The organism is Pseudomonas sp. MF6747 (genome assembly GCF_963890955.1).
Classification (GTDB): Bacteria; Pseudomonadota; Gammaproteobacteria; order Pseudomonadales; family Pseudomonadaceae; genus Aquipseudomonas.
In genome coordinates this window covers 247512-265157 of sequence record NZ_CAWPSZ010000023.1, presented here as the reverse complement: position 1 = coordinate 265157, position 17646 = coordinate 247512, and the positions used below count along the sequence as shown (strand labels likewise).

Here is a 17646-nt window from a genome sequence, read left to right as displayed (position 1 = left end):
GCCACTACCCGCAATAAAAACTGATAGCAAGCTGACTAAATGCGCAGGTGTCTTGGCGGGTGTTGATCAGTTGAGGAGGGAGTTGCGCAAGCTGTCGGACAAGCCCTTCGGCGCCAGCCAAATGCCGAGATAGGCTTTCGCCAATTCCTCATCGCGGCTGCTGAACAACACCTTGTCGTTGATCTCCAGGTTCAAGCCGCGCCCAGGCCGAAAGTCCAGGGCGTAACGATCGCCGCTGCGGATATTGCGAAAGCGTGCATGCAGTTGGTCCAGTTGCGGCTTCAAGCGGGCGAGGGTGGCGCTGCTTTGCTGGCGCTCCAAGGTCGTGGTGGCCGCCTTGATCACGTCGTTACGGTCGATGTCGCGAAAGTAATACAGCGCCAGGCGCAGATTCTTTTGCTGGTCCCAGGCGGCTTTGGCGCTGGTGTCGGCGGCGGCATACACCGCTGCCGCATACACATCCGCCCAGAGATACACCAGCACCGCCTGGTTTTTCAGCATCAGGTCATGAGATTGCGCAGGAAAACCGGCCTGCTTCAGGCGGTCCGCCTCACTGGCCTGCACTGCCACACAGAAAATCAGCAATAAACAGAAAACGACATGCCGCATAATGGCTCTTCCTGCAAAAGGTGCGTGTCAGCAGTCTAATTGCAATTTGCGGGTTCTGTAGTAAAGGCAAGACTGGCCTACGACGCGACCAAGGGTTAATGTTCGCGGCGTTGAGCCTTCTATAGACTGTGCCCCGGCTCACACACTTGAGCCAAATTGTCCTTCATGCCCGCTGGCCGCGGCATGATTTAGCCAGGCGTCCAACCGTACGCCTGGCCTGTTCTGAGGAGTACGCATGGCTGTCTACAACTACGACGTGGTGGTACTGGGTTCCGGCCCGGCTGGAGAAGGTGCGGCGATGAACGCCGCCAAAGCTGGGCGCAAGGTGGCGATGGTCGATAGCCGTCGCCAGGTCGGCGGTAACTGCACCCACCTGGGTACCATCCCGTCCAAGGCCTTGCGTCACTCGGTGCGCCAGATCATGCAGTTCAACACCAACCCGATGTTCCGGGCCATTGGTGAGCCGCGCTGGTTCTCGTTCCCGGACGTATTGAAAAGCGCCGAAAAAGTCATCTCCAAGCAAGTCGCGTCGCGCACCGGCTACTACGCCCGTAACCGCGTCGACCTGTTCTTCGGCACCGGCAGTTTTGCCGACGAGCAAACCGTTGAAGTGGTCTGCGCCAACGGCGTGGTCGAGAAGCTGGTGGCCAAGCACATCATCATCGCTACCGGTTCGCGCCCGTATCGCCCGGCCGATATCGATTTCCACCACCCGCGAATCTACGATAGCGACACCATCCTGAGCCTGGGCCACACCCCGCGCAAATTGATCATCTACGGCGCCGGCGTGATTGGCTGTGAATACGCCTCGATTTTCAGCGGCCTGGGCGTATTGGTGGAGCTGGTGGATAACCGCGACCAGTTGCTGAGCTTCCTCGACTCGGAAATTTCCCAGGCGTTGAGCTACCACTTCAGCAACAACAACATCACCGTGCGCCACAACGAAGAGTACGAGCGGGTCGAAGGCCTGGACAACGGTGTGATCCTGCACCTCAAATCCGGCAAGAAGATCAAGGCCGACGCCTTGCTGTGGTGCAACGGCCGTACCGGCAACACCGACAAGCTGGGCATGGAAAACATCGGCGTGAAGGTCAACAGCCGTGGCCAGATCGAAGTGGACGAGAACTACCGCACCTGCGTGACCAATATCTATGGCGCCGGTGACGTGATCGGCTGGCCAAGCCTGGCCAGTGCCGCGCATGACCAGGGCCGTTCAGCGGCCGGCAGCATTGTCGACAATGGCAGCTGGCGTTATGTGAACGACGTGCCGACCGGCATCTACACGATTCCGGAGATCAGCTCGATCGGCAAGAACGAACACGAACTGACCAAGGCTAAGGTGCCTTACGAAGTCGGCAAGGCGTTCTTCAAGAGCATGGCGCGTGCGCAGATCGCCGGTGAGCCGCAAGGCATGCTCAAGATCCTGTTCCACCGCGAGACCCTGGAAGTCCTCGGCGTGCATTGCTTCGGCTATCAGGCCTCGGAGATCGTGCATATCGGCCAGGCCATCATGAACCAGCCGGGCGAGCAAAATACCCTCAAGTATTTTGTGAACACCACGTTCAACTACCCGACCATGGCCGAAGCCTATCGGGTAGCGGCCTATGACGGCCTCAACCGGCTTTTTTGAGCGGCTCCGGCCGGTGGCCTGAGCCGGCCGGGGAGACCGATTTCAGTAATTCTCGAGGGTGGCAGTGGCCAAACCGGGAAAGTCTGTAATCAGGCTATCTACGCCGAAGTCAGCGAGCCTGCGCATCAGCGCCGGTTCGTTGACCGTCCACACGGACACGTGCAAACCCTGACGCTGGGCTTTTTCCAGACGCTCGGGGGTGCACAGCGTCCAGTTCAATGCCAGGTATTCACAGCCGTAGTTTTGCGCGACCTTCAGCGGGTCGAGCCACGCGTATTCGGCGACCAGGCCGCGTGACAGGTCCGGGGTAAGCTCCACGGCCGCTTTCAAGACTTCCCGCGAACTTGAGGTCACGGTGACCTTGTCCATCAGGCCATGACGCACGGCCATCTCACGAATTGCCAGTACGGTCGTTGCGGCGCGGGTGCGCGAAGCGCTTTTGACTTCCAGCTGCCAGTGATCGAAGTCGCATTTTTCGAACAGCTCTTCCAGGCGTGGGATCGGGCAGGGGCTGACCCAGCCCGGGCCGCCTTTGCGCGCGTCCATCTTCACAAGGTCGGCTGCCGAATACTCGACGACTTTGCCGCGCCGGTCGGTGGTGCGTTTGAGGGTCGGGTCGTGGATGACCATCAGCTCGCCGTCCATGGACAGGTGCAAATCCAGTTCGCAGCGGCGTACACCGTGCTTGAGGCACTCCTGAAAGCTGGTCAGGGTGTTTTCCGGTGCTTCGCCTTTGGCACCGCGGTGGCCATAAATCAGGGTCACAGTTGCTCCTTTGCGCCAGATAGCCCGGCGGGGTCATACGAAATTCAGGTGTCTTGGGCGTCGCTTTGTTCCCGCGCCAGGCGTCGTTCCTGGGCTTGTTTCTGCAGGATGTAGCGCGCCAGCAATTGGCGTTGGGCATCGGTCATCGATTCGAATTCCGTGCCCACGTCAAAGCCGTCGCCCTTGGCGTCGCAATGCGTCACGCGGGCACGCAGCAGCAAGCCGAGTGCCTGGGGCATCAACACAAGCTTGACCGCCAGGTGTGTGTCGGGCGCCAGCGGCGTTGGGTGCTTGAAGTCGATGCCGCCTTCGGAAAGGATCACCGGCTGCGGTGCGCCCACCTCATCCAGCAGGCCGCGCGCCATGATCTGGCTGAGCAGGTCCACGCGTTTGTTCTGGACTTTGAGGAAGGCGGCCAGGCTGCGATCTTTCTCGCTGATCTGGCGCAGCAGGTGCTGGGCTTCGAATTCGCTGAGGTGCAATTCGCTGAGCAGGTTGAACAGCGGCGAATCATCCAGCAACACTTCCTTGCTCGCCGCTTCGGGGGCAGAGAGGGTGCTGATTTGAAGTGCGATCATGTCGTCGATACGGTAGTATTCGCGGCGTTCTTCTTCATCTAATGTCGACATGGCGAACCCAAAGTAGCGGTAATGGTCTGAGTGTAAAGCTGCTTACCTGACCCCGCCACCGGGACGTCTTCTTTTCCTCCGAACAAGCCCCGACATGTTCAGACCTCTCTTCGTATTTATCGGCACGCGTTATACCCGTGCAAAGCGTCGCAATCATTTTGTGTCGTTCATTTCCCTGACCTCGATGATCGGGCTCGCCTTGGGCGTGGTCGTGATGATCGTGGTGCTGTCGGTGATGAACGGCTTCGATCATGAGATGCGCACCCGCGTGCTGGGCATGGTGCCCCACGCAACCATCGAGGGCGATTCGCCCATCAGCGACTGGCCCAGCCTTGCCGACAAGGTCAAGCAGAACCCCAAGGTGGTGGCCGTTGCGCCATTTACCCAGATGCAGGGGTTGCTGACCAACGACGGCAAGGTGCAGAAGATCCTGCTCAATGGCATCGACCCGGCCCAGGAACGTAACGTGTCGATCATCGACAAGTTCATGTTGCAGGGCAAACTCGACGACCTGGCGCCCGGCAGCTTCGGCATCGTGATCGGCGACAAGGCGGCGGCCAAACTCGGCGTGGGCGTCGGCGACAAGCTGACGTTTGTTGCTCCGGAAGTTACAGTGACCCCGGCCGGCATGTTCCCGCGCATGAAGCGCTTCACCGTGGTCGGCACCTTCCACGTCGGCGCCGGTGAGATCGATGGCTACCTAGGCCTGACCAACCTCACCGACCTGGCCCGCCTGCACCGCTGGAAGCCGGATCAGGTGCAGGGCCTGCGCCTCAAGTTCAATGACCTGTTCGACGCCCCGCGCGGCGCCTGGGAAATCGCCCAGCATTTGGGTGAATCCCAGTACTACGCCCGCGACTGGACCCGCACCCACGGCAATCTTTACCAGGCCATCCGCATGGAAAAAGCCATGATCGGCCTGCTGTTGCTGCTGATCGTCGCCGTGGCCGCGTTCAACATCATTTCCACCCTGGTGATGGTGGTGAACGACAAGAAGGGTGACATCGCCATCCTGCGCACCCTGGGCGCCACGCCGGGGCAGATCATGGCGATCTTCATGGTGCAGGGCACCGTGATCGGCGTGGTCGGCACCTTGATCGGCACCGCGGTCGGCATCCTGGCCGCGCTGAACGTCAGCGCCGCCATCGCCGCGCTGGAAAAAGTCATCGGTCACAAGTTTCTCAACGCCGACGTCTACTTCATCGACTACTTGCCGTCCCAGGTTCAGGCCCAGGACGTGTTGATGGTAGGCGGCGCCGCGTTGGTATTGAGCTTCCTTGCCACCCTGTATCCAGCCTGGCGCGCGGCACGTACCCAGCCAGCACAGGCCTTACGTTATGAGTGAATCGGGCATGAGTGAAAAAGCAATCCTGAGCTGCCGCAACCTGGGCAAATCCTACGAGGAAGGTCCGGAATCGGTGGTGGTGTTGTCCAACCTGCAACTTGAGCTGCACCCGGGCGAACGCGTGGCGATCGTCGGCAGTTCCGGCTCCGGCAAAAGTACCTTGCTCAACCTGTTGGGCGGCCTGGATACGCCGTCCCAGGGCAGCGTGTGGCTGGCTGGCGAAGAGCTGTCGGCCCTGGGTGAGAAAGCGCGTGGCCAACTGCGTAACCGCTCGTTGGGTTTCGTGTACCAGTTCCACCACCTGCTGCCGGAATTCACTGCGCTGGAAAACGTCTGCATGCCGCTGCTGATCGGCAAGACTGCTATTCCGCAAGCGCGCCAGCGCGCCAAGGCGTTGCTGGAGCGCGTCGGCCTCGGTCATCGCCTGGAGCACAAACCGGCCGAGTTGTCCGGTGGCGAGCGCCAGCGTGTAGCGATTGCCCGTGCCCTGGTCAACAACCCAGGCCTGGTGATGCTCGATGAGCCAACCGGCAACCTCGACTCCCACACCGCCCAGGGCATCAAGGATTTGATGCTCGAACTGAGCACCCAGATGCGCACCGCGTTCCTGGTGGTGACCCATGACATGAGCATGGCCCGCCAGATGGACCGCGTGCTGCACCTGCAGGAAGGTCACTTGGTCGCCATCTGACCCGTTTCAAGCCCGGCGCCTGGCGCTGGGCTTTTTCATTTTTTTAAACGGTGCCCGCGAATGTTCAGACCGTTATCGATTTTCATCGGCACGCGCTATACCCGCGCCAAGCGCCGCAACCGTTTTGTTTCGTTTATCTCGATGACCTCGATGATCGGCCTCGCCCTGGGCGTGTTGGCGATGATCGTGGTGTTGTCGGTGATGAACGGCTTCCAGCGCGAAATGAGCTCACGCATCCTCGGCATGGTGCCCCACGCGACCATCGTCGGCGTGAACCCGATTGATGACTGGCAGCCGGTGGCCGCCGCCGCCATGAAGAACCCGCAAGTGACTGCCGCCGTACCGTTCACGCAGATGGATGGGATGTTCTCCTACAAGGGCGCGATGCAACCGATCGAGATCAGCGGCGTCGACCCGGCCCAGGAAGGAAAAGTCTCGATCGTGGCCCAGCACATCGTGCGCGGCAAACTGGATGACCTGAAAGCCGGCGAGTTCGGTGTGGTCATTGGCGACATCACTGCACGGCGCTTCCGCCTGAACGTGGGTGACAAGCTGACCCTGATCGTGCCGGAAATCAGCACGGCGCCGGGTGGCATCACCCCGCGCATGCAGCGGCTCAACGTGGTCGGTATCTTCAAGGTCGGCGCCGAGCTGGATGGCTCCATGGCCCTGATCAACATGGCCGACGCCGCCGAAATCCAGCATTGGCAGCCGAACCAGGTGCAAAGCGTGCGCCTGGCGGTGAAAGACCTGTACGCGGCACCGAAGGTCTCGGCGGACATCGCCGCCAGCCTCGGCGCGGCCTACAAGCCGGATGACTGGACCCACACCCAGGGCAGCCTGTTCAGCGCGATGAAGATGGAAAAGACCATGATCGGCCTGTTGTTGCTGATGATCGTCGCCGTCGCCGCGTTCAACATCATCGCCACCTTGATCATGGTGGTGAACGACAAGGGCGCCGACATCGCGATCTTGCGCACCATTGGCGCCACGCCACGGCAGATCATGGCGATCTTCATGGTGCAGGGCACCGTGATCGGCATCGTCGGCACTTTGATCGGCGGCGTGCTGGGCGTGATTGCGGCGCTGAACGTGAGCGAACTGGTGGGTTGGCTGGAGCGCGTGACCGGGCAGCATATCTTCAGTTCGGACGTGTATTTCGTCAGCAACCTGCCTTCGGAACTGCAGGGTGGGGATGTGCTGCTGATTTGCACGGCCGGGTTCGTGTTGAGCTTTTTGGCGACGATTTACCCGGCGTATCGGGCGGCGAAGATTGAGCCGGCACATGCGCTCAGGTATTCGTAAGGGCTGAGACCGCCATCGCAGGCAAGCTTGCTCCCACATTCGACCGCTTTCCAAAGGATGTACGCGGACAAATGTGGGAGCGGGCTTGCTCGCGAAGGGGCCGGCCCAGCTTGCATCAGTCTCTCTTGGGCAACTCAATCACAAACCGCGTCCAGTCCGCCCCAGACTCGCAATAAATCCTCCCGCCATGTGCCCGCACAATCGACTGGGTAATCGCCAACCCCAGCCCCGCATGCTCGCTGCTGCCTTCTCGGCGCGCCGGGTCGGCCCGGTAGAACCGATCAAACAACTTCGGTAACAACGCCGCAGGAATACCTTCCCCGGTATTTTCCACGGCCAGCGTCACACCTCGCTCGGTCTCAACCATCCGCACCTGCACCTCGCCACCGGCCGGGGTAAACCTGAGCGCGTTATCGAGCAAATTCGATAACGCCCGGCGCAACATGCCGCGATCACCCGCCGTATGCGCCGTGCCCTCGCGCACCAGGCTGACGTGCGCGTCCTCGGCCAGCAACGCGAAGAACTCGATCAACGCTTCCACTTCATCGTCCAGCACCAGAGCCTCGCGCTTGGGCATGAGCAAGCCGTGGTCGGCCTTGGCCAGGTACAACATGTCATTCACCAGTTGGGCCATCCATTGCAACTCTTCCAGGTTGCTGTGCAGCGCCTCGCGGTAGTCCTCCAGCGGGCGCGGCTGGGTGAGGATCACTTGGGTGTGGGTCAGCAGGTTGGAGAGAGGCGTGCGCAGTTCGTGGGCGATATCGGCGGAGAAGGCCGAGAGGCGCTGGAAGGCGTCGTCCAGGCGCCCGAGCATGGCGTTGAAGGCCTGGGCCAGTTCAGCCAACTCCACCGGCATGTGCTGCTGGGGCAGGCGTTGGGTCAGGGAGTGCGCCGACACGCTGGCGGCCACTTCACCCATGCGCCGTAGCGGCCGCAACCCACTGCGCGCGGCCCAGGCGCCGAGCAGCGCGGTGGCCAGGGCCGAGAGGCCGACGGTCAGCCAGATCAGGTGCTGCATGCGTTGCAGGAAGTGCTGGTGATGGGTGATGTCGAGCATCAGCGTCAGTCGCGGCGAGCCGGGTTGGCCGGCGACCAGCGGCGCGTTGTACACGCGATACTCAGTCCCGGCATTTTGCAGGCTGTGCAAGCCCGGCGCTTCAGGCAGGCTGATGCCGGGCGCGCCGTCAAACCAGCGCTGGCCCTGGGCAGTAACGCGCAGCGCCAGTTCGGGTTGGCGATTGAGCTCGGCGCGCAGTTGCGCTTCGCGTTGCGCAAATAATGATGGCGAGTCGACCCCCTGCAAAGTGCTGCGCAGCGCCACCAGCTGGCTGTCGAGTTGTTGCTGGTCCAGCTCGATAAAGTGCGCCTCACTGGCGTGGTTGAACAGCACGCCGGCGAGCAACGACACCACGGCGGTGCACGCCGCAAACAGCAGCGCCAGACGGCTGGCCAGGGACAGGCGCTTGATCAATTGCACCGCTCCTCCAGCACATAACCCATGCCGCGCACGGTGTGGATCAGTTTGTGGGGGAAGTGGTCGTCGATTTTCAGGCGCAAGCGGCGGATGGCCACTTCGATAATGTTGGTGTCGCTGTCGAAGTTCATGTCCCACACCTGCGAGGCGATCAGCGATTTGGGCAGTACTTCGCCCTGGCGGCGCAGCAGCAGTTCCAACAGGGAAAATTCCTTGGCGGTGAGGTCGATACGCTGGCCGTCGCGTTCGACGCGGCGGCGGATCAGGTCCAGGCGCAGGTCGGCCAGTTGCAGCGCGGTTTCCTGTGGCGCGCTGCTGCCACGGCGTAACAGGCTGCGCACGCGGGCCAGCAGTTCGGAAAAGGCGAACGGCTTGACCAGGTAATCGTCGGCGCCCAGTTCCAGGCCGTGCACGCGGTCTTCCACGGCATCGCGGGCGGTGAGGAACAGCACAGGAATGTCCAGGCCGGCGCCGCGTACCGCTTGCAGAATTTGCCAGCCGTCGCGGCCCGGTAGCATCACGTCGAGGATCAGCAGGTCGTAATCACCGGTCAGTGCCAAGTGCTGCCCGCTGGTGCCGTCGGCCACCAGTTCGGTGGTAAAGCCCGCCTCGCTCAGGCCCTGGCGCAGGTAATGGCCGGTTTTCGGTTGGTCTTCGACGATCAGCAGTTTCATGGGCGACTCTTGGCAGCGGTGAACAACGGGCTTTATACCGTGGGTGCCAGGGCAGGGGCGCAACCTGACAAAGTTGTAATCTAGCAGTCAGCTGGCTGGCAGCGGCGCCATCTTAGAGTGCTGACAGAGCCGTTCACACACTTTTGGAGAATCGACATGGCGCTGCGTACACCTCTGATATTGGCGGGTTGCCTGCTGGCATTGAGTTTTGATGCGCTGGCGGACACGGCCCATACTTTCGCGTTCGGCCAGCCGGCAGCCGCCGATAAAGCCACGCGCACGGTAGAAGTGGTGCTGCAGGACATTTCCTTTTCTCCCAAGGCGTTGGACGTAAAAGCCGGTGAGACCGTGCGCTTTGTGCTGGTGAACAAAGGCCAGTTGCTTCACGAATTCAACCTGGGTGACGCGGTGATGCACGCCGAACACCAAAAAGAAATGCTCAAGATGCAAGCCAGCGGCATGCTCACCGCCACCGCCACCGCCACCGCCACCGCCACCGCCACCGGCATGGGCAAGATGGACCACAGTGCGATGGGGCACGGCGATATGGCGGGCATGCGGCATGACGATCCCAACAGCGTGCTGGTCGAGCCGGGCAAGACCGCCGAGCTGACCTGGACCTTCACCAAGGCCACGGGCCTTGAGTTTGCCTGCAACATTCCGGGGCATTACCAGGCGGGCATGGTCGGCACACTGACCGTTGAGTGAGGCGATTCTTAAGGGCGGGAGCAAAGGCTGGTAGACTGGCGCGGTTTATTTAGCCAGGTTTCCGCCATGCATCCCGCAGCCGAACATTCGCCGCTGGGCAAGTCCAGTGAATACATCTCCACGTACACCCCATCGTTGCTGTTCCCGATCCCTCGCGCCGCCAAGTGGGCCGAGCTGGGCCTGAGCGCCGAAACCCTGCCGTATAAAGGGGTGGATTTCTGGAACTGCTTCGAGCTGTCCTGGCTGCTGCCATCGGGCAAGCCGGTAGTGGCTATCGCAGAGTTCAGCATCCCGGCCGACTCGCCGAACATCATCGAGTCCAAGTCTTTCAAGCTGTATCTCAATTCGCTGAACCAGACCGCGTTTGCCGACACGGCCAGCCTGGAAGCGACACTGCGCACCGACCTCAGCGCCGCCGCCGGCAAGCCGGTCAGCGTGCGCATCCGCAGCCTGGCCGAGGTTGAAGCCGAAGGCGTGCAAGCGCTGCCGGGCGCGTGCATTGACGACCTCGACATCAGCGTCAGCAACTACGAACACCCGCGCCCGGAACTGCTGCGTTGCGATGACTCGCGCATTGTCGAGGAGAGCGTGCACAGCCACTTGCTCAAATCCAATTGCCCAGTCACCAGCCAGCCGGATTGGGGCAGTGTGGTGGTCGAGTACCGTGGCCACGCGTTGGATCACGCCAGCCTGCTCGAATACATCGTCAGCTTTCGCCAGCACTCAGACTTCCATGAACAATGTGTTGAGCGAATCTTTCTCGACCTGCAGCGTTTGCTCAAGCCGCAGAAGCTGACCGTGTATGCGCGCTATGTGCGCCGCGGCGGGTTGGATATCAACCCTTATCGCAGCACTGAGGCCATGCAGTTCCAGAACCTGCGCCTGGCCCGCCAGTAGCGTTCACGCAAAACAAATGTGGGAGCGGGCTTGCCTGCGATAGCGGTCTTTCAGTCATACATCTGGCGACTGATACACCGTCATCGCAGGCAAGCCCGCTCCCACATTTTGGTTCTGTGTTTGGCTGGGCTCGGGTTAGATCCCGATATTGCCCAGCGTCACCACAATATTGCGCAAGGTCCCGGCAATGCCTGGGTGGTCCAGCTCGAAGCGTTCCACCGCCAGGTTCACGCCATCGGCAATGCTGGGGTCCTGAATCGCGCCTTCCAAAGGCTCTTGAACTTCAAGTTCGGCAATCAATGCTTCGAGTTCGTCGCGTTTCTCCGCCGACATCAGCGGGTCGCTATTCAATTGCTCGCGCAATTCTCTGACTTGGTCTTTCAACTGTTCGCGGGCAGGCATGGCGTTCTTCCTTTTATCGATAGGCACTGGCATAGACCGCGGCACGCCGGGAAAGGTCTACGGGCTGAGCAGTAGATTAATCCACCGGCGCCGACCGTGCATGATCTCGATCAGGGCTTCTCGCCTTTGAGCTGGCGCAGGCTGATGTCCGCCAGGCAGGTGCCGAGCTCGCCGAGGTGATCGATCACCGAATGCACGCCCAAGCCATACAGCGCCACCGTGGCCTTGGCGCGCTTGTGCTCGCGTTGCTGCTCGGTCAGCGCCTGCCATTGTTCGGGCGCCAGGCCGCACAGTGAGCCGCAGGACGCCAGGCCAATGGTCCACAACCCGGCATTGAGCCCCGATTGCAGCAAGCGTGGTTCGCCGCTGACCAGCACGCAGCCTTCAAGGCGTTCGATGTTCAACTCCATCAAGGCCTGCCAGCACGCATGCGGCGCCGGCCAGCGAATCGAGGAGGGCGATGCGGCTTTGAGCCAATCAGGCAGTACGGCGGCCAGAGGGGTGGTTACCGCGCCAGGGAGTTCATCCAGCCAAGCGCAGGGCACGCCCTGGTCTTTGAGGCTGCGCAGGATTTTCAGCGCGCCAGGTGTGGCATGAGAGTCGGGGCAAGGGCTATCGGTGCGCGCCAGGGAACCAAAATCCACCAGGCAGCCACTAAGGCCAAACAGTACGGCAGTCAAGGAGGGTGCGCTGGCGACGGCAATCTCGGCGTGAGGCATTTTCAACATCCCTGAAATAGCTGTGACGCTATCGGGGCTGGATGACAAGCGCGTGACATCGGCAGTAATTGTAGGAATTTTGTGCATTTCCTATGAGAGCGATCCTACTGGATGCCTTATTCGACACTTCCGTCATATACTGACGGCCTTATTCAGGGCATAGCGCCCATGACAGACCATTCAAGGAGCCAAAGCTATGCGCTGGAGCCACTATTTCGCTCAGCTATCTGTGTGTGCCACTGTTCTTTTGGCCCCGTTCGCCGCTAACGCTGCGTCGGAAGATGATCCATGGGAAGCCGTTAACCGTCCGATCTTCACCTTCAACGACACCGTTGACACTTACGCGCTCAAGCCATTGGCCCAGGGCTATCAGTTTGTCACCCCGCAATTCGTCCAGACCGGCATCCATAACTTTTTCCGCAACATCGGTGATGTCGGCAACTTTGCCAACGACGTTTTCCAGCTCAAGCCGCACGCGGCCGGTGTCGACACTGCCCGCTTGCTGATGAACACCACCTTTGGCGTGTTGGGCTTTATTGATGTCGGCACCAAAATGGGGCTGCAACGCAACGATGAAGACTTCGGCCAGACCCTCGGTTACTGGGGCGTCGGCAGCGGTCCTTACGTGATGCTGCCGCTGCTCGGCCCAAGCACCTTGCGTGATGCGCCGTCCAAGTACGTCGACAGCTACACCCAACCGTACCGCTACATGAACGACATCGGCTGGCGTAACAGCACCTTCGGCCTGAACATTGTCGATACCCGTGCCAGCCTGCTCGACAGCGAGAAGCTGATCACCGGTGACAAGTACACCTTCATCCGTAACGCTTACCTGCAGAACCGCGAGTTCAAGGTCAAAGACGGCAAGGTCGTCGACGATTTTTAAGCCGTGACGTTTTGAAATGAAAAAGGCGACCCGAGTGGTCGCCTTTTTTGTGCACGGCTTTTAGTGCATTTTCAGGATCTTGAGGCCCAGGTGCTGGCGCTCGCCCTCGTTTTTGGCCCACACCACTTCGGTATCTGCCTCCAGGCCCGCGAGGGCGGCGTGTTCCGAGTCAATGCGCACGGTCAACGGGTCGCCCACCTGAAACTGGCGGGGTGCTTGAACCTGCATACCGGAGCTGGAGAGGTCCACGCAGACCCCGGCAATCTCCTGTCCGGCGTGGATCAGCGACACATCGGCATCCACTCGCATGCGGATGAAATCGCGTTTTTCGGCGTAGTCGCGCTCGTGTTCGCTCACGGGTTCCATCCTTACTTTGTGTTGTGGTCGTGGGTGTTCTTATAACTCCCGGTGATTTGCGGTGTAAAGACGCCCGGCGACCATCGGCATGAGCTTGAAACCCCTGACGGATGGGAGTACCGTCTGCGCCTTAGAAGGGCACCTCTGCTTTACCGTTGTGCATGGGCGAAATCCCAATGCTTTGTAGGACAGAGTGGCTAGAAAGCGAATCCAGTACGTGAGCCCGGCCATTGCCGAGCCGCCTACGCCAACCTAATTCTGGCGCCGTTTGCCCACATGCAAAAAACCAGTGCCACGCTGCTGATAATCGATGACGACGAAGTAGTGCGCGCGAGCCTCGCGGCCTATTTGGAAGACAGTGGCTTCAGCGTCCTGCAGGCCAGCAATGGCCAACAGGGTCTCCAGGTATTCGAGCGCGACAAGCCCGACCTTGTGATCTGCGACCTGCGCATGCCCCAGATGGGCGGCCTCGAGCTGATTCGCCAGGTGACTGAGCTCGCCCCGCAGACGCCGGTGATTGTCGTGTCCGGTGCCGGTGTGATGAACGATGCCGTCGAGGCCCTGCGCCTGGGCGCCGCCGATTACCTGATCAAGCCCCTGGAAGACCTGGCCGTGCTGGAGCACTCGGTGCGCCGCGCACTGGACCGTGCCCGCCTGCTGCTCGAAAACCAGCGCTACCGCGAAAAGCTCGAAACCGCCAACCGCGAACTCGAAGCCAGCCTCAACCTGCTTCAGGAAGACCAGAACGCCGGTCGCCAGGTGCAGATGAACATGCTGCCGGTGAGCCCCTGGACCATTGATGAGTTCAAGTTCGCGCACCAGATCATCCCGTCGCTGTACCTGTCGGGTGATTTTGTCGACTATTTCCGTGTGGATGAGCGGCGTGTGGCGTTCTACCTGGCCGACGTTTCCGGCCACGGTGCATCCTCAGCTTTTGTCACCGTGTTGTTGAAGTTCATGACCACACGGCTGTTGTTCGAATCCAAGCGCAATGGCACCTTGCCGGAGTTCACCCCCTCCGAGGTGCTGGGCCACATCAACCGAGGCCTGATCAGCTGCAAGCTGGGTAAGCACGTAACGATGGTCGGCGGCGTTATAGATGAAGAAACCGGTCTTTTGACCTACAGCATCGGCGGTCACCTGCCGATGCCGGTTTTATACACTCCAGACAGTGTGCGTTACCTGGAAGGCCGTGGTCTGCCGGTGGGCTTGTTCAATGAAGCCACCTACGAAGACCACATCCTGGAACTGCCGCCGACCTTCAGCCTGACGCTGATGTCCGACGGCATCCTGGACCTGCTTCCAGAGCCTACACTCAAAGAGAAAGAAGCCGCCTTGCCTGAAAAGGTCAAGTCGGCAGGCGGCAGCCTGGATGGCCTGCGGCAGGTTTTTGGATTGGCCACGCTAGGGGAGATGCCGGATGATATCGCCCTATTGGTGTTGAGCAGGAATCTTTGATGAGTACCGGAAGAATCCAATTCGCCGAGCAAGACGGGACCTTCGTCCTGAAGTTTGTCGGTGAAGTGCGCCTGACCTTGTGTTCGGCGCTGGATGCAACGATTGAGCGGATTTTCACTGCCCTGAATTTCTCGGCGATCGTGATCGATCTGACCGAAACCCGCAGCATCGACAGCACCACCCTGGGCCTGCTGGCCAAGTTGTCCATTCTGTCTCGGCAGAAGGTCGGCCTGTTGCCGACTGTGGTCACCACCCACGAAGACATCACCCGGCTGCTGCAGTCCATGGGCTTCGACCAGGTGTTCAACATCGTTGACCGCCCGATCCCATGCCCGGAATGCCTGACCGACCTGCCGTCGCAAGACCAGTCTGAAGAAGTGGTACGGGTCAAGGTGCTCGAAGCGCACAAGATCCTGATGGGCCTGAACGAGTCCAACCGCGAAGCCTTCCACGACCTCGTGAACGCCCTGGAACGCCACTAGGCTCCCTGTTGAAACCCAATCCAAATGTGGGAGCGGGCTTGCTCGCGAAAGCGGTGTGTCAGTCAGTAAATTTTTAGCTGACCGACCGCATTCGCGAGCAAGCCCGCTCCCACAGTTGAGCTGCGCTTGGCTTGAGACCAGCGAAAGGCACAAAAAAGGGCGGCACCCGCGAGGGTGCCGCCCTTTTTGCTACCGCCGCGTTTACAGCTTGGCAGTCAACAGCGCCTCAAGCTTCTCCTGGTCCCGAGCAAACTGACGAATCCCCTCCGCCAGCTTCTCAGTCGCCATGGCATCCTCGTTGGACTCCCAACGGAACTGCGCTTCAGTCAAATGCACCCGCGCTTCACCGGCATGGCCTGGCGCCAACTTGCGCTCCAGCTTGCCCTCATCGGCCGCCAGCTTCTCCAGCAGGTCCGGGCTGATGGTCAGGCGATCACACCCGGCCAGTTCTTCAATCTGGCTCAGGTTACGGAAGCTCGCACCCATCACTACCGTTTTGTAGCCATTGGCCTTGTAGTAGTTGTAGATGCGCGTCACCGACTGCACGCCCGGATCATCGGAACCGGTGTAGTCGTTACCGTTAGCCTTCTTGTACCAGTCGTAGATACGGCCCACGAACGGTGAAATCAGGAACACGCCAGCCTCGGCACAGGCGACGGCCTGGGCAAACGAGAACAGCAGCGTCAGGTTGGTCTGAATGCCTTCTTTTTCCAGCTTCTCCGCCGCGCGGATGCCTTCCCAGGTGGAGGCGATCTTGATCAGCACACGGTCGCGGCCAACGCCGGCTTTGTCGTACAGGTCGATCAGACGGTGCGCACGCTTGAGAATGGCGGCTTCGTCGAACGACAGGCGCGCATCCACCTCGGTGGAAATACGGCCCGGCACGACTTTCAGAATCTCTTGACCTACCGCCACCGCAAAACGGTCGCTGGCCAGGCCCACGTCGCCGTTGCAGTCCTTCACGCACTCATCCAGCAGCTTGGCATAGCCTGAGATCGAAGCGGCCTTGAGCAGCAGGGAAGGGTTGGTAGTGGCGTCTTGCGGCTTGAGCTTGGCGAGGGTGGAAAAGTCGCCGGTATCGGCTACAACGGTGGTGAATTGCTTGAGTTGTTCCAGCTTGGAAGTCATGGGCGTGCTCTGTCCTGTGGGTCTGATGACATTACCCGAGCGCCGGCAGGCGCTCAAGGGCGCAAATGCGTTCGATCGTTTGCGAGGGCAACAACCTGAAAACAGCCGTTTGAATCACCGGCCGTACTGCTAACTAGGAGACCAAAACCGCCGACAGGTTCAACCCAACTGCCCGATGACCACCCCGTTTAGAATGTGGGAGCTGGCTTGCCTGCGATAACGCCCGCCCAGCCACCAAACATCCCCCTGACACCCATCACCCAAAACTGTGGGAGCGGGCTTGCTCGCGAAAGCGGCCTGTCAGCCCCAAATAACCCCCTGACACCCAAAAACCATCACCGCCCCTCCAACAACTCCCCCGCCTGATCCAACAACGCCAACGGATCACTCGCCTTATGAATATCCACCGACAACATCTGCCGAAATTTCCGAGCCCCCGGAAACCCAGTCCCCAACCCCAACACATGCCGCGTAATGTGATGCATCACCCCGCCACTGGCCAAATGCTCCGCAATATAAGGCCGCAACAGCGCCAACGCCTCCGCCCGACCAACCACCGGCGCTTCACTGCCAAACAACCGCTGATCCACCTCCGCCAGCAAATACGGATTGTGATAAGCCTCCCGCCCCAACATCACCCCATCAAACACCTGCAAATGTTCCTGGCACTGCTCCAGCGTCTTGATGCCGCCGTTGAGATTAATCTCCAACTCCGGGAAATCCTGCTTCAACTGCGCCGCCACGTCATAGCGCAACGGCGGAATGTCGCGATTCTCCTTCGGCGACAACCCCTCCAGAATCGCAATCCGCGCATGCACCGTAAAACTGGTGCACCCGGCATCCCTCACCGTCCCGACGAAATCACACAACTCGGCATAACTGTCGCGCCCATTGATCCCGATCCGATGCTTCACCGTCACCGGAATCGACACCGCATCGCGCATCGCCTTCACGCAATCCGCCACCAAGGCAGGGTGCGCCATCAGGATCGCGCCGATCATATTGTTCTGCACCCGATCACTCGGGCAGCCGACGTTCAAGTTCACTTCATCGTAACCGGCTGCCTCGGCCATACGTGCGCAGGCGGCGAGGTCGGCGGGGACACTGCCGCCCAACTGCAGCGCGAGCGGGTGCTCGGCTTCGTTGTGACGCAGGAAGCGGTCGTGGTCGCCATGCAGGATCGCGCCAGTGGTGACCATCTCGGTGTAGAGCAGGGCGCGCTTGGAGAGCAGGCGCAGGAAGAACCGGCAGTGGCGATCGGTCCAATCCATCATCGGGGCGACGGAGAAGCGGCGGGAGAGGGGAGCGGTTTGTAGGGGCATTGGGGGATCTGAGTTAGCGAGGCGAATGGGGCGCAGTTTATCAGGGATGGGTCTTGGGAGTAGTAGAGCGTGTGGTGTGCCTCTAACCATATAGCACGTAACATAGCTGCACGCGAAATATGACAAGTATCTGAAGACGAGGGCTGACCTCCATATCCCATTGAT

Annotated in this window: 19 protein-coding genes; 9 read left to right on the top strand and 10 right to left on the bottom strand. The window is 60.5% G+C overall.

What is annotated here, in order from left to right; all coding sequences use genetic code 11:
- Positions 1 to 66: 66 nt before the first annotated feature.
- Positions 67 to 609: a chalcone isomerase family protein gene (locus AACW30_RS20160; RefSeq protein ID WP_200623199.1), complete on the bottom strand. Its 543-nt coding sequence runs from the start codon at positions 607 to 609 to the stop codon at positions 67 to 69.
- 235 nt (positions 610 to 844) lie between these two features.
- On the opposite strand from AACW30_RS20160, the gene sthA reads away from it, so the two are divergent.
- Positions 845 to 2239: a Si-specific NAD(P)(+) transhydrogenase gene (sthA, locus tag AACW30_RS20155; protein ID WP_005786183.1), complete on the top strand. Its 1395-nt coding sequence runs from the start codon at positions 845 to 847 to the stop codon at positions 2237 to 2239.
- A gap of 42 nt (positions 2240 to 2281) precedes the next feature.
- On the opposite strand, the gene AACW30_RS20150 is transcribed toward sthA, so the two are convergent.
- A complete protein-coding gene (locus tag AACW30_RS20150; RefSeq protein ID WP_106576925.1) occupies positions 2282 to 3004 on the bottom strand; it encodes a glycerophosphodiester phosphodiesterase in 723 nt (240 codons plus the stop codon).
- A 44-nt stretch (positions 3005 to 3048) separates the two neighbouring features.
- Positions 3049 to 3633: a PilZ domain-containing protein gene (locus AACW30_RS20145; protein WP_119739208.1), complete on the bottom strand. Its 585-nt coding sequence runs from the start codon at positions 3631 to 3633 to the stop codon at positions 3049 to 3051.
- A 94-nt stretch (positions 3634 to 3727) separates the two neighbouring features.
- Between AACW30_RS20145 and AACW30_RS20140 the strand changes: the two genes are divergently transcribed.
- From AACW30_RS20140 to AACW30_RS20130, 3 genes are read left to right on the top strand one after another with little or no spacing between them, the layout of a single operon-like run.
- Positions 3728 to 4978 (top strand): lipoprotein-releasing ABC transporter permease subunit, encoded by a 1251-nt coding sequence (locus AACW30_RS20140; protein WP_119739210.1) that lies wholly within the window; start codon positions 3728 to 3730, stop codon positions 4976 to 4978.
- Positions 4979 to 4985: 7 nt separating this feature from the next.
- Positions 4986 to 5669 (top strand): lipoprotein-releasing ABC transporter ATP-binding protein LolD, encoded by a 684-nt coding sequence (gene lolD / locus AACW30_RS20135; protein ID WP_164487915.1) that lies wholly within the window; start codon positions 4986 to 4988, stop codon positions 5667 to 5669.
- Positions 5670 to 5729: 60 nt separating this feature from the next.
- Positions 5730 to 6974, top strand: a complete 1245-nt coding sequence (locus tag AACW30_RS20130) for a lipoprotein-releasing ABC transporter permease subunit (RefSeq protein WP_106576921.1) — start codon at positions 5730 to 5732, stop codon at positions 6972 to 6974.
- Between the two features lie 115 nt (positions 6975 to 7089).
- On the opposite strand, the gene AACW30_RS20125 is transcribed toward AACW30_RS20130, so the two are convergent.
- Both AACW30_RS20125 and AACW30_RS20120 read right to left on the bottom strand, forming a co-directional pair.
- Positions 7090 to 8445, bottom strand: a complete 1356-nt coding sequence (locus tag AACW30_RS20125; protein WP_200623333.1) for a heavy metal sensor histidine kinase — start codon at positions 8443 to 8445, stop codon at positions 7090 to 7092.
- Positions 8442 to 9122, bottom strand: coding sequence for a heavy metal response regulator transcription factor (locus AACW30_RS20120; RefSeq protein WP_200623197.1), 681 nt, complete (start codon positions 9120 to 9122; stop codon positions 8442 to 8444). Before AACW30_RS20120 ends, AACW30_RS20125 begins: the two co-directional genes overlap by 4 nt.
- 156 nt (positions 9123 to 9278) lie before the next feature.
- On the opposite strand from AACW30_RS20120, the gene copI reads away from it, so the two are divergent.
- Together copI and queF are read left to right on the top strand one after the other, a co-directional pair.
- A complete protein-coding gene (gene copI / locus AACW30_RS20115; protein ID WP_200623195.1) occupies positions 9279 to 9830 on the top strand; it encodes a copper-resistant cuproprotein CopI in 552 nt (183 codons plus the stop codon).
- Positions 9831 to 9896: 66 nt separating this feature from the next.
- Positions 9897 to 10727, top strand: coding sequence for an NADPH-dependent 7-cyano-7-deazaguanine reductase QueF (queF, locus tag AACW30_RS20110; protein ID WP_124416724.1), 831 nt, complete (start codon positions 9897 to 9899; stop codon positions 10725 to 10727).
- Positions 10728 to 10862: 135 nt separating this feature from the next.
- On the opposite strand, the gene AACW30_RS20105 is transcribed toward queF, so the two are convergent.
- The gene (locus AACW30_RS20105) at positions 10863 to 11129 is read right to left on the bottom strand and encodes a DUF4404 family protein (RefSeq protein WP_106576917.1); all 267 of its coding nucleotides are present in this window, start codon (positions 11127 to 11129) and stop codon (positions 10863 to 10865) included.
- A 110-nt stretch (positions 11130 to 11239) separates the two neighbouring features.
- On the bottom strand, positions 11240 to 11848 hold the full coding sequence (locus tag AACW30_RS20100; protein ID WP_106576916.1) for a phosphatase: 609 nt from the start codon (positions 11846 to 11848) through the stop codon (positions 11240 to 11242).
- A 196-nt stretch (positions 11849 to 12044) separates the two neighbouring features.
- Between AACW30_RS20100 and AACW30_RS20095 the strand changes: the two genes are divergently transcribed.
- Positions 12045 to 12734, top strand: a complete 690-nt coding sequence (locus tag AACW30_RS20095; protein ID WP_106576915.1) for an MlaA family lipoprotein — start codon at positions 12045 to 12047, stop codon at positions 12732 to 12734.
- 60 nt (positions 12735 to 12794) lie between these two features.
- On the opposite strand, the gene AACW30_RS20090 is transcribed toward AACW30_RS20095, so the two are convergent.
- Positions 12795 to 13091, bottom strand: coding sequence for a PilZ domain-containing protein (locus AACW30_RS20090; protein ID WP_106576914.1), 297 nt, complete (start codon positions 13089 to 13091; stop codon positions 12795 to 12797).
- A 276-nt stretch (positions 13092 to 13367) separates the two neighbouring features.
- On the opposite strand from AACW30_RS20090, the gene rssB reads away from it, so the two are divergent.
- Both rssB and rssC read left to right on the top strand, forming a co-directional pair.
- Positions 13368 to 14549 carry a two-component system response regulator RssB gene (gene rssB / locus AACW30_RS20085; protein WP_064451404.1) on the top strand — a complete coding sequence of 394 codons (1182 nt, stop codon included), beginning with the start codon at positions 13368 to 13370 and terminating at the stop codon, positions 14547 to 14549.
- Complete coding sequence (gene rssC / locus AACW30_RS20080; RefSeq protein WP_003172602.1) at positions 14549 to 15031, top strand: anti-sigma factor antagonist RssC; 483 nt, start codon at positions 14549 to 14551, stop codon at positions 15029 to 15031. Before rssB ends, rssC begins: the two co-directional genes overlap by 1 nt.
- A 201-nt stretch (positions 15032 to 15232) precedes the next feature.
- Here rssC and tal read toward each other — a convergent pair whose 3' ends face one another.
- Together tal and dusA are read right to left on the bottom strand one after the other, a co-directional pair.
- On the bottom strand, positions 15233 to 16159 hold the full coding sequence (gene tal / locus AACW30_RS20075) for a transaldolase (protein WP_200623193.1): 927 nt from the start codon (positions 16157 to 16159) through the stop codon (positions 15233 to 15235).
- Positions 16160 to 16494: 335 nt separating this feature from the next.
- Positions 16495 to 17481, bottom strand: coding sequence for a tRNA dihydrouridine(20/20a) synthase DusA (gene dusA / locus AACW30_RS20070; protein WP_200623192.1), 987 nt, complete (start codon positions 17479 to 17481; stop codon positions 16495 to 16497).
- Positions 17482 to 17646: the final 165 nt, after the last annotated feature.

Bases quoted from the DNA above. Each gene is read 5' to 3' on its own strand.
- AACW30_RS20160 (WP_200623199.1), bottom strand. From the start codon at position 609: ATGCGGCATGTCGTTTTCTGTTTATTGCTGATTTTCTGTGTGGCAGTG.
- sthA (WP_005786183.1), top strand. From the start codon at position 845: ATGGCTGTCTACAACTACGACGTGGTGGTACTGGGTTCCGGCCCGGCT.
- AACW30_RS20145 (WP_119739208.1), bottom strand. From the start codon at position 3,633: ATGTCGACATTAGATGAAGAAGAACGCCGCGAATACTACCGTATCGAC.
- AACW30_RS20140 (WP_119739210.1), top strand. From the start codon at position 3,728: ATGTTCAGACCTCTCTTCGTATTTATCGGCACGCGTTATACCCGTGCA.
- lolD (WP_164487915.1), top strand. From the start codon at position 4,986: ATGAGTGAAAAAGCAATCCTGAGCTGCCGCAACCTGGGCAAATCCTAC.
- AACW30_RS20130 (WP_106576921.1), top strand. From the start codon at position 5,730: ATGTTCAGACCGTTATCGATTTTCATCGGCACGCGCTATACCCGCGCC.
- AACW30_RS20120 (WP_200623197.1), bottom strand. From the start codon at position 9,122: ATGAAACTGCTGATCGTCGAAGACCAACCGAAAACCGGCCATTACCTG.
- copI (WP_200623195.1), top strand. From the start codon at position 9,279: ATGGCGCTGCGTACACCTCTGATATTGGCGGGTTGCCTGCTGGCATTG.
- queF (WP_124416724.1), top strand. From the start codon at position 9,897: ATGCATCCCGCAGCCGAACATTCGCCGCTGGGCAAGTCCAGTGAATAC.
- AACW30_RS20105 (WP_106576917.1), bottom strand. From the start codon at position 11,129: ATGCCTGCCCGCGAACAGTTGAAAGACCAAGTCAGAGAATTGCGCGAG.
- AACW30_RS20100 (WP_106576916.1), bottom strand. From the start codon at position 11,848: ATGCCTCACGCCGAGATTGCCGTCGCCAGCGCACCCTCCTTGACTGCC.
- AACW30_RS20095 (WP_106576915.1), top strand. From the start codon at position 12,045: ATGCGCTGGAGCCACTATTTCGCTCAGCTATCTGTGTGTGCCACTGTT.
- rssB (WP_064451404.1), top strand. From the start codon at position 13,368: ATGCAAAAAACCAGTGCCACGCTGCTGATAATCGATGACGACGAAGTA.
- rssC (WP_003172602.1), top strand. From the start codon at position 14,549: ATGAGTACCGGAAGAATCCAATTCGCCGAGCAAGACGGGACCTTCGTC.
- tal (WP_200623193.1), bottom strand. From the start codon at position 16,159: ATGACTTCCAAGCTGGAACAACTCAAGCAATTCACCACCGTTGTAGCC.
- dusA (WP_200623192.1), bottom strand. From the start codon at position 17,481: ATGCCCCTACAAACCGCTCCCCTCTCCCGCCGCTTCTCCGTCGCCCCG.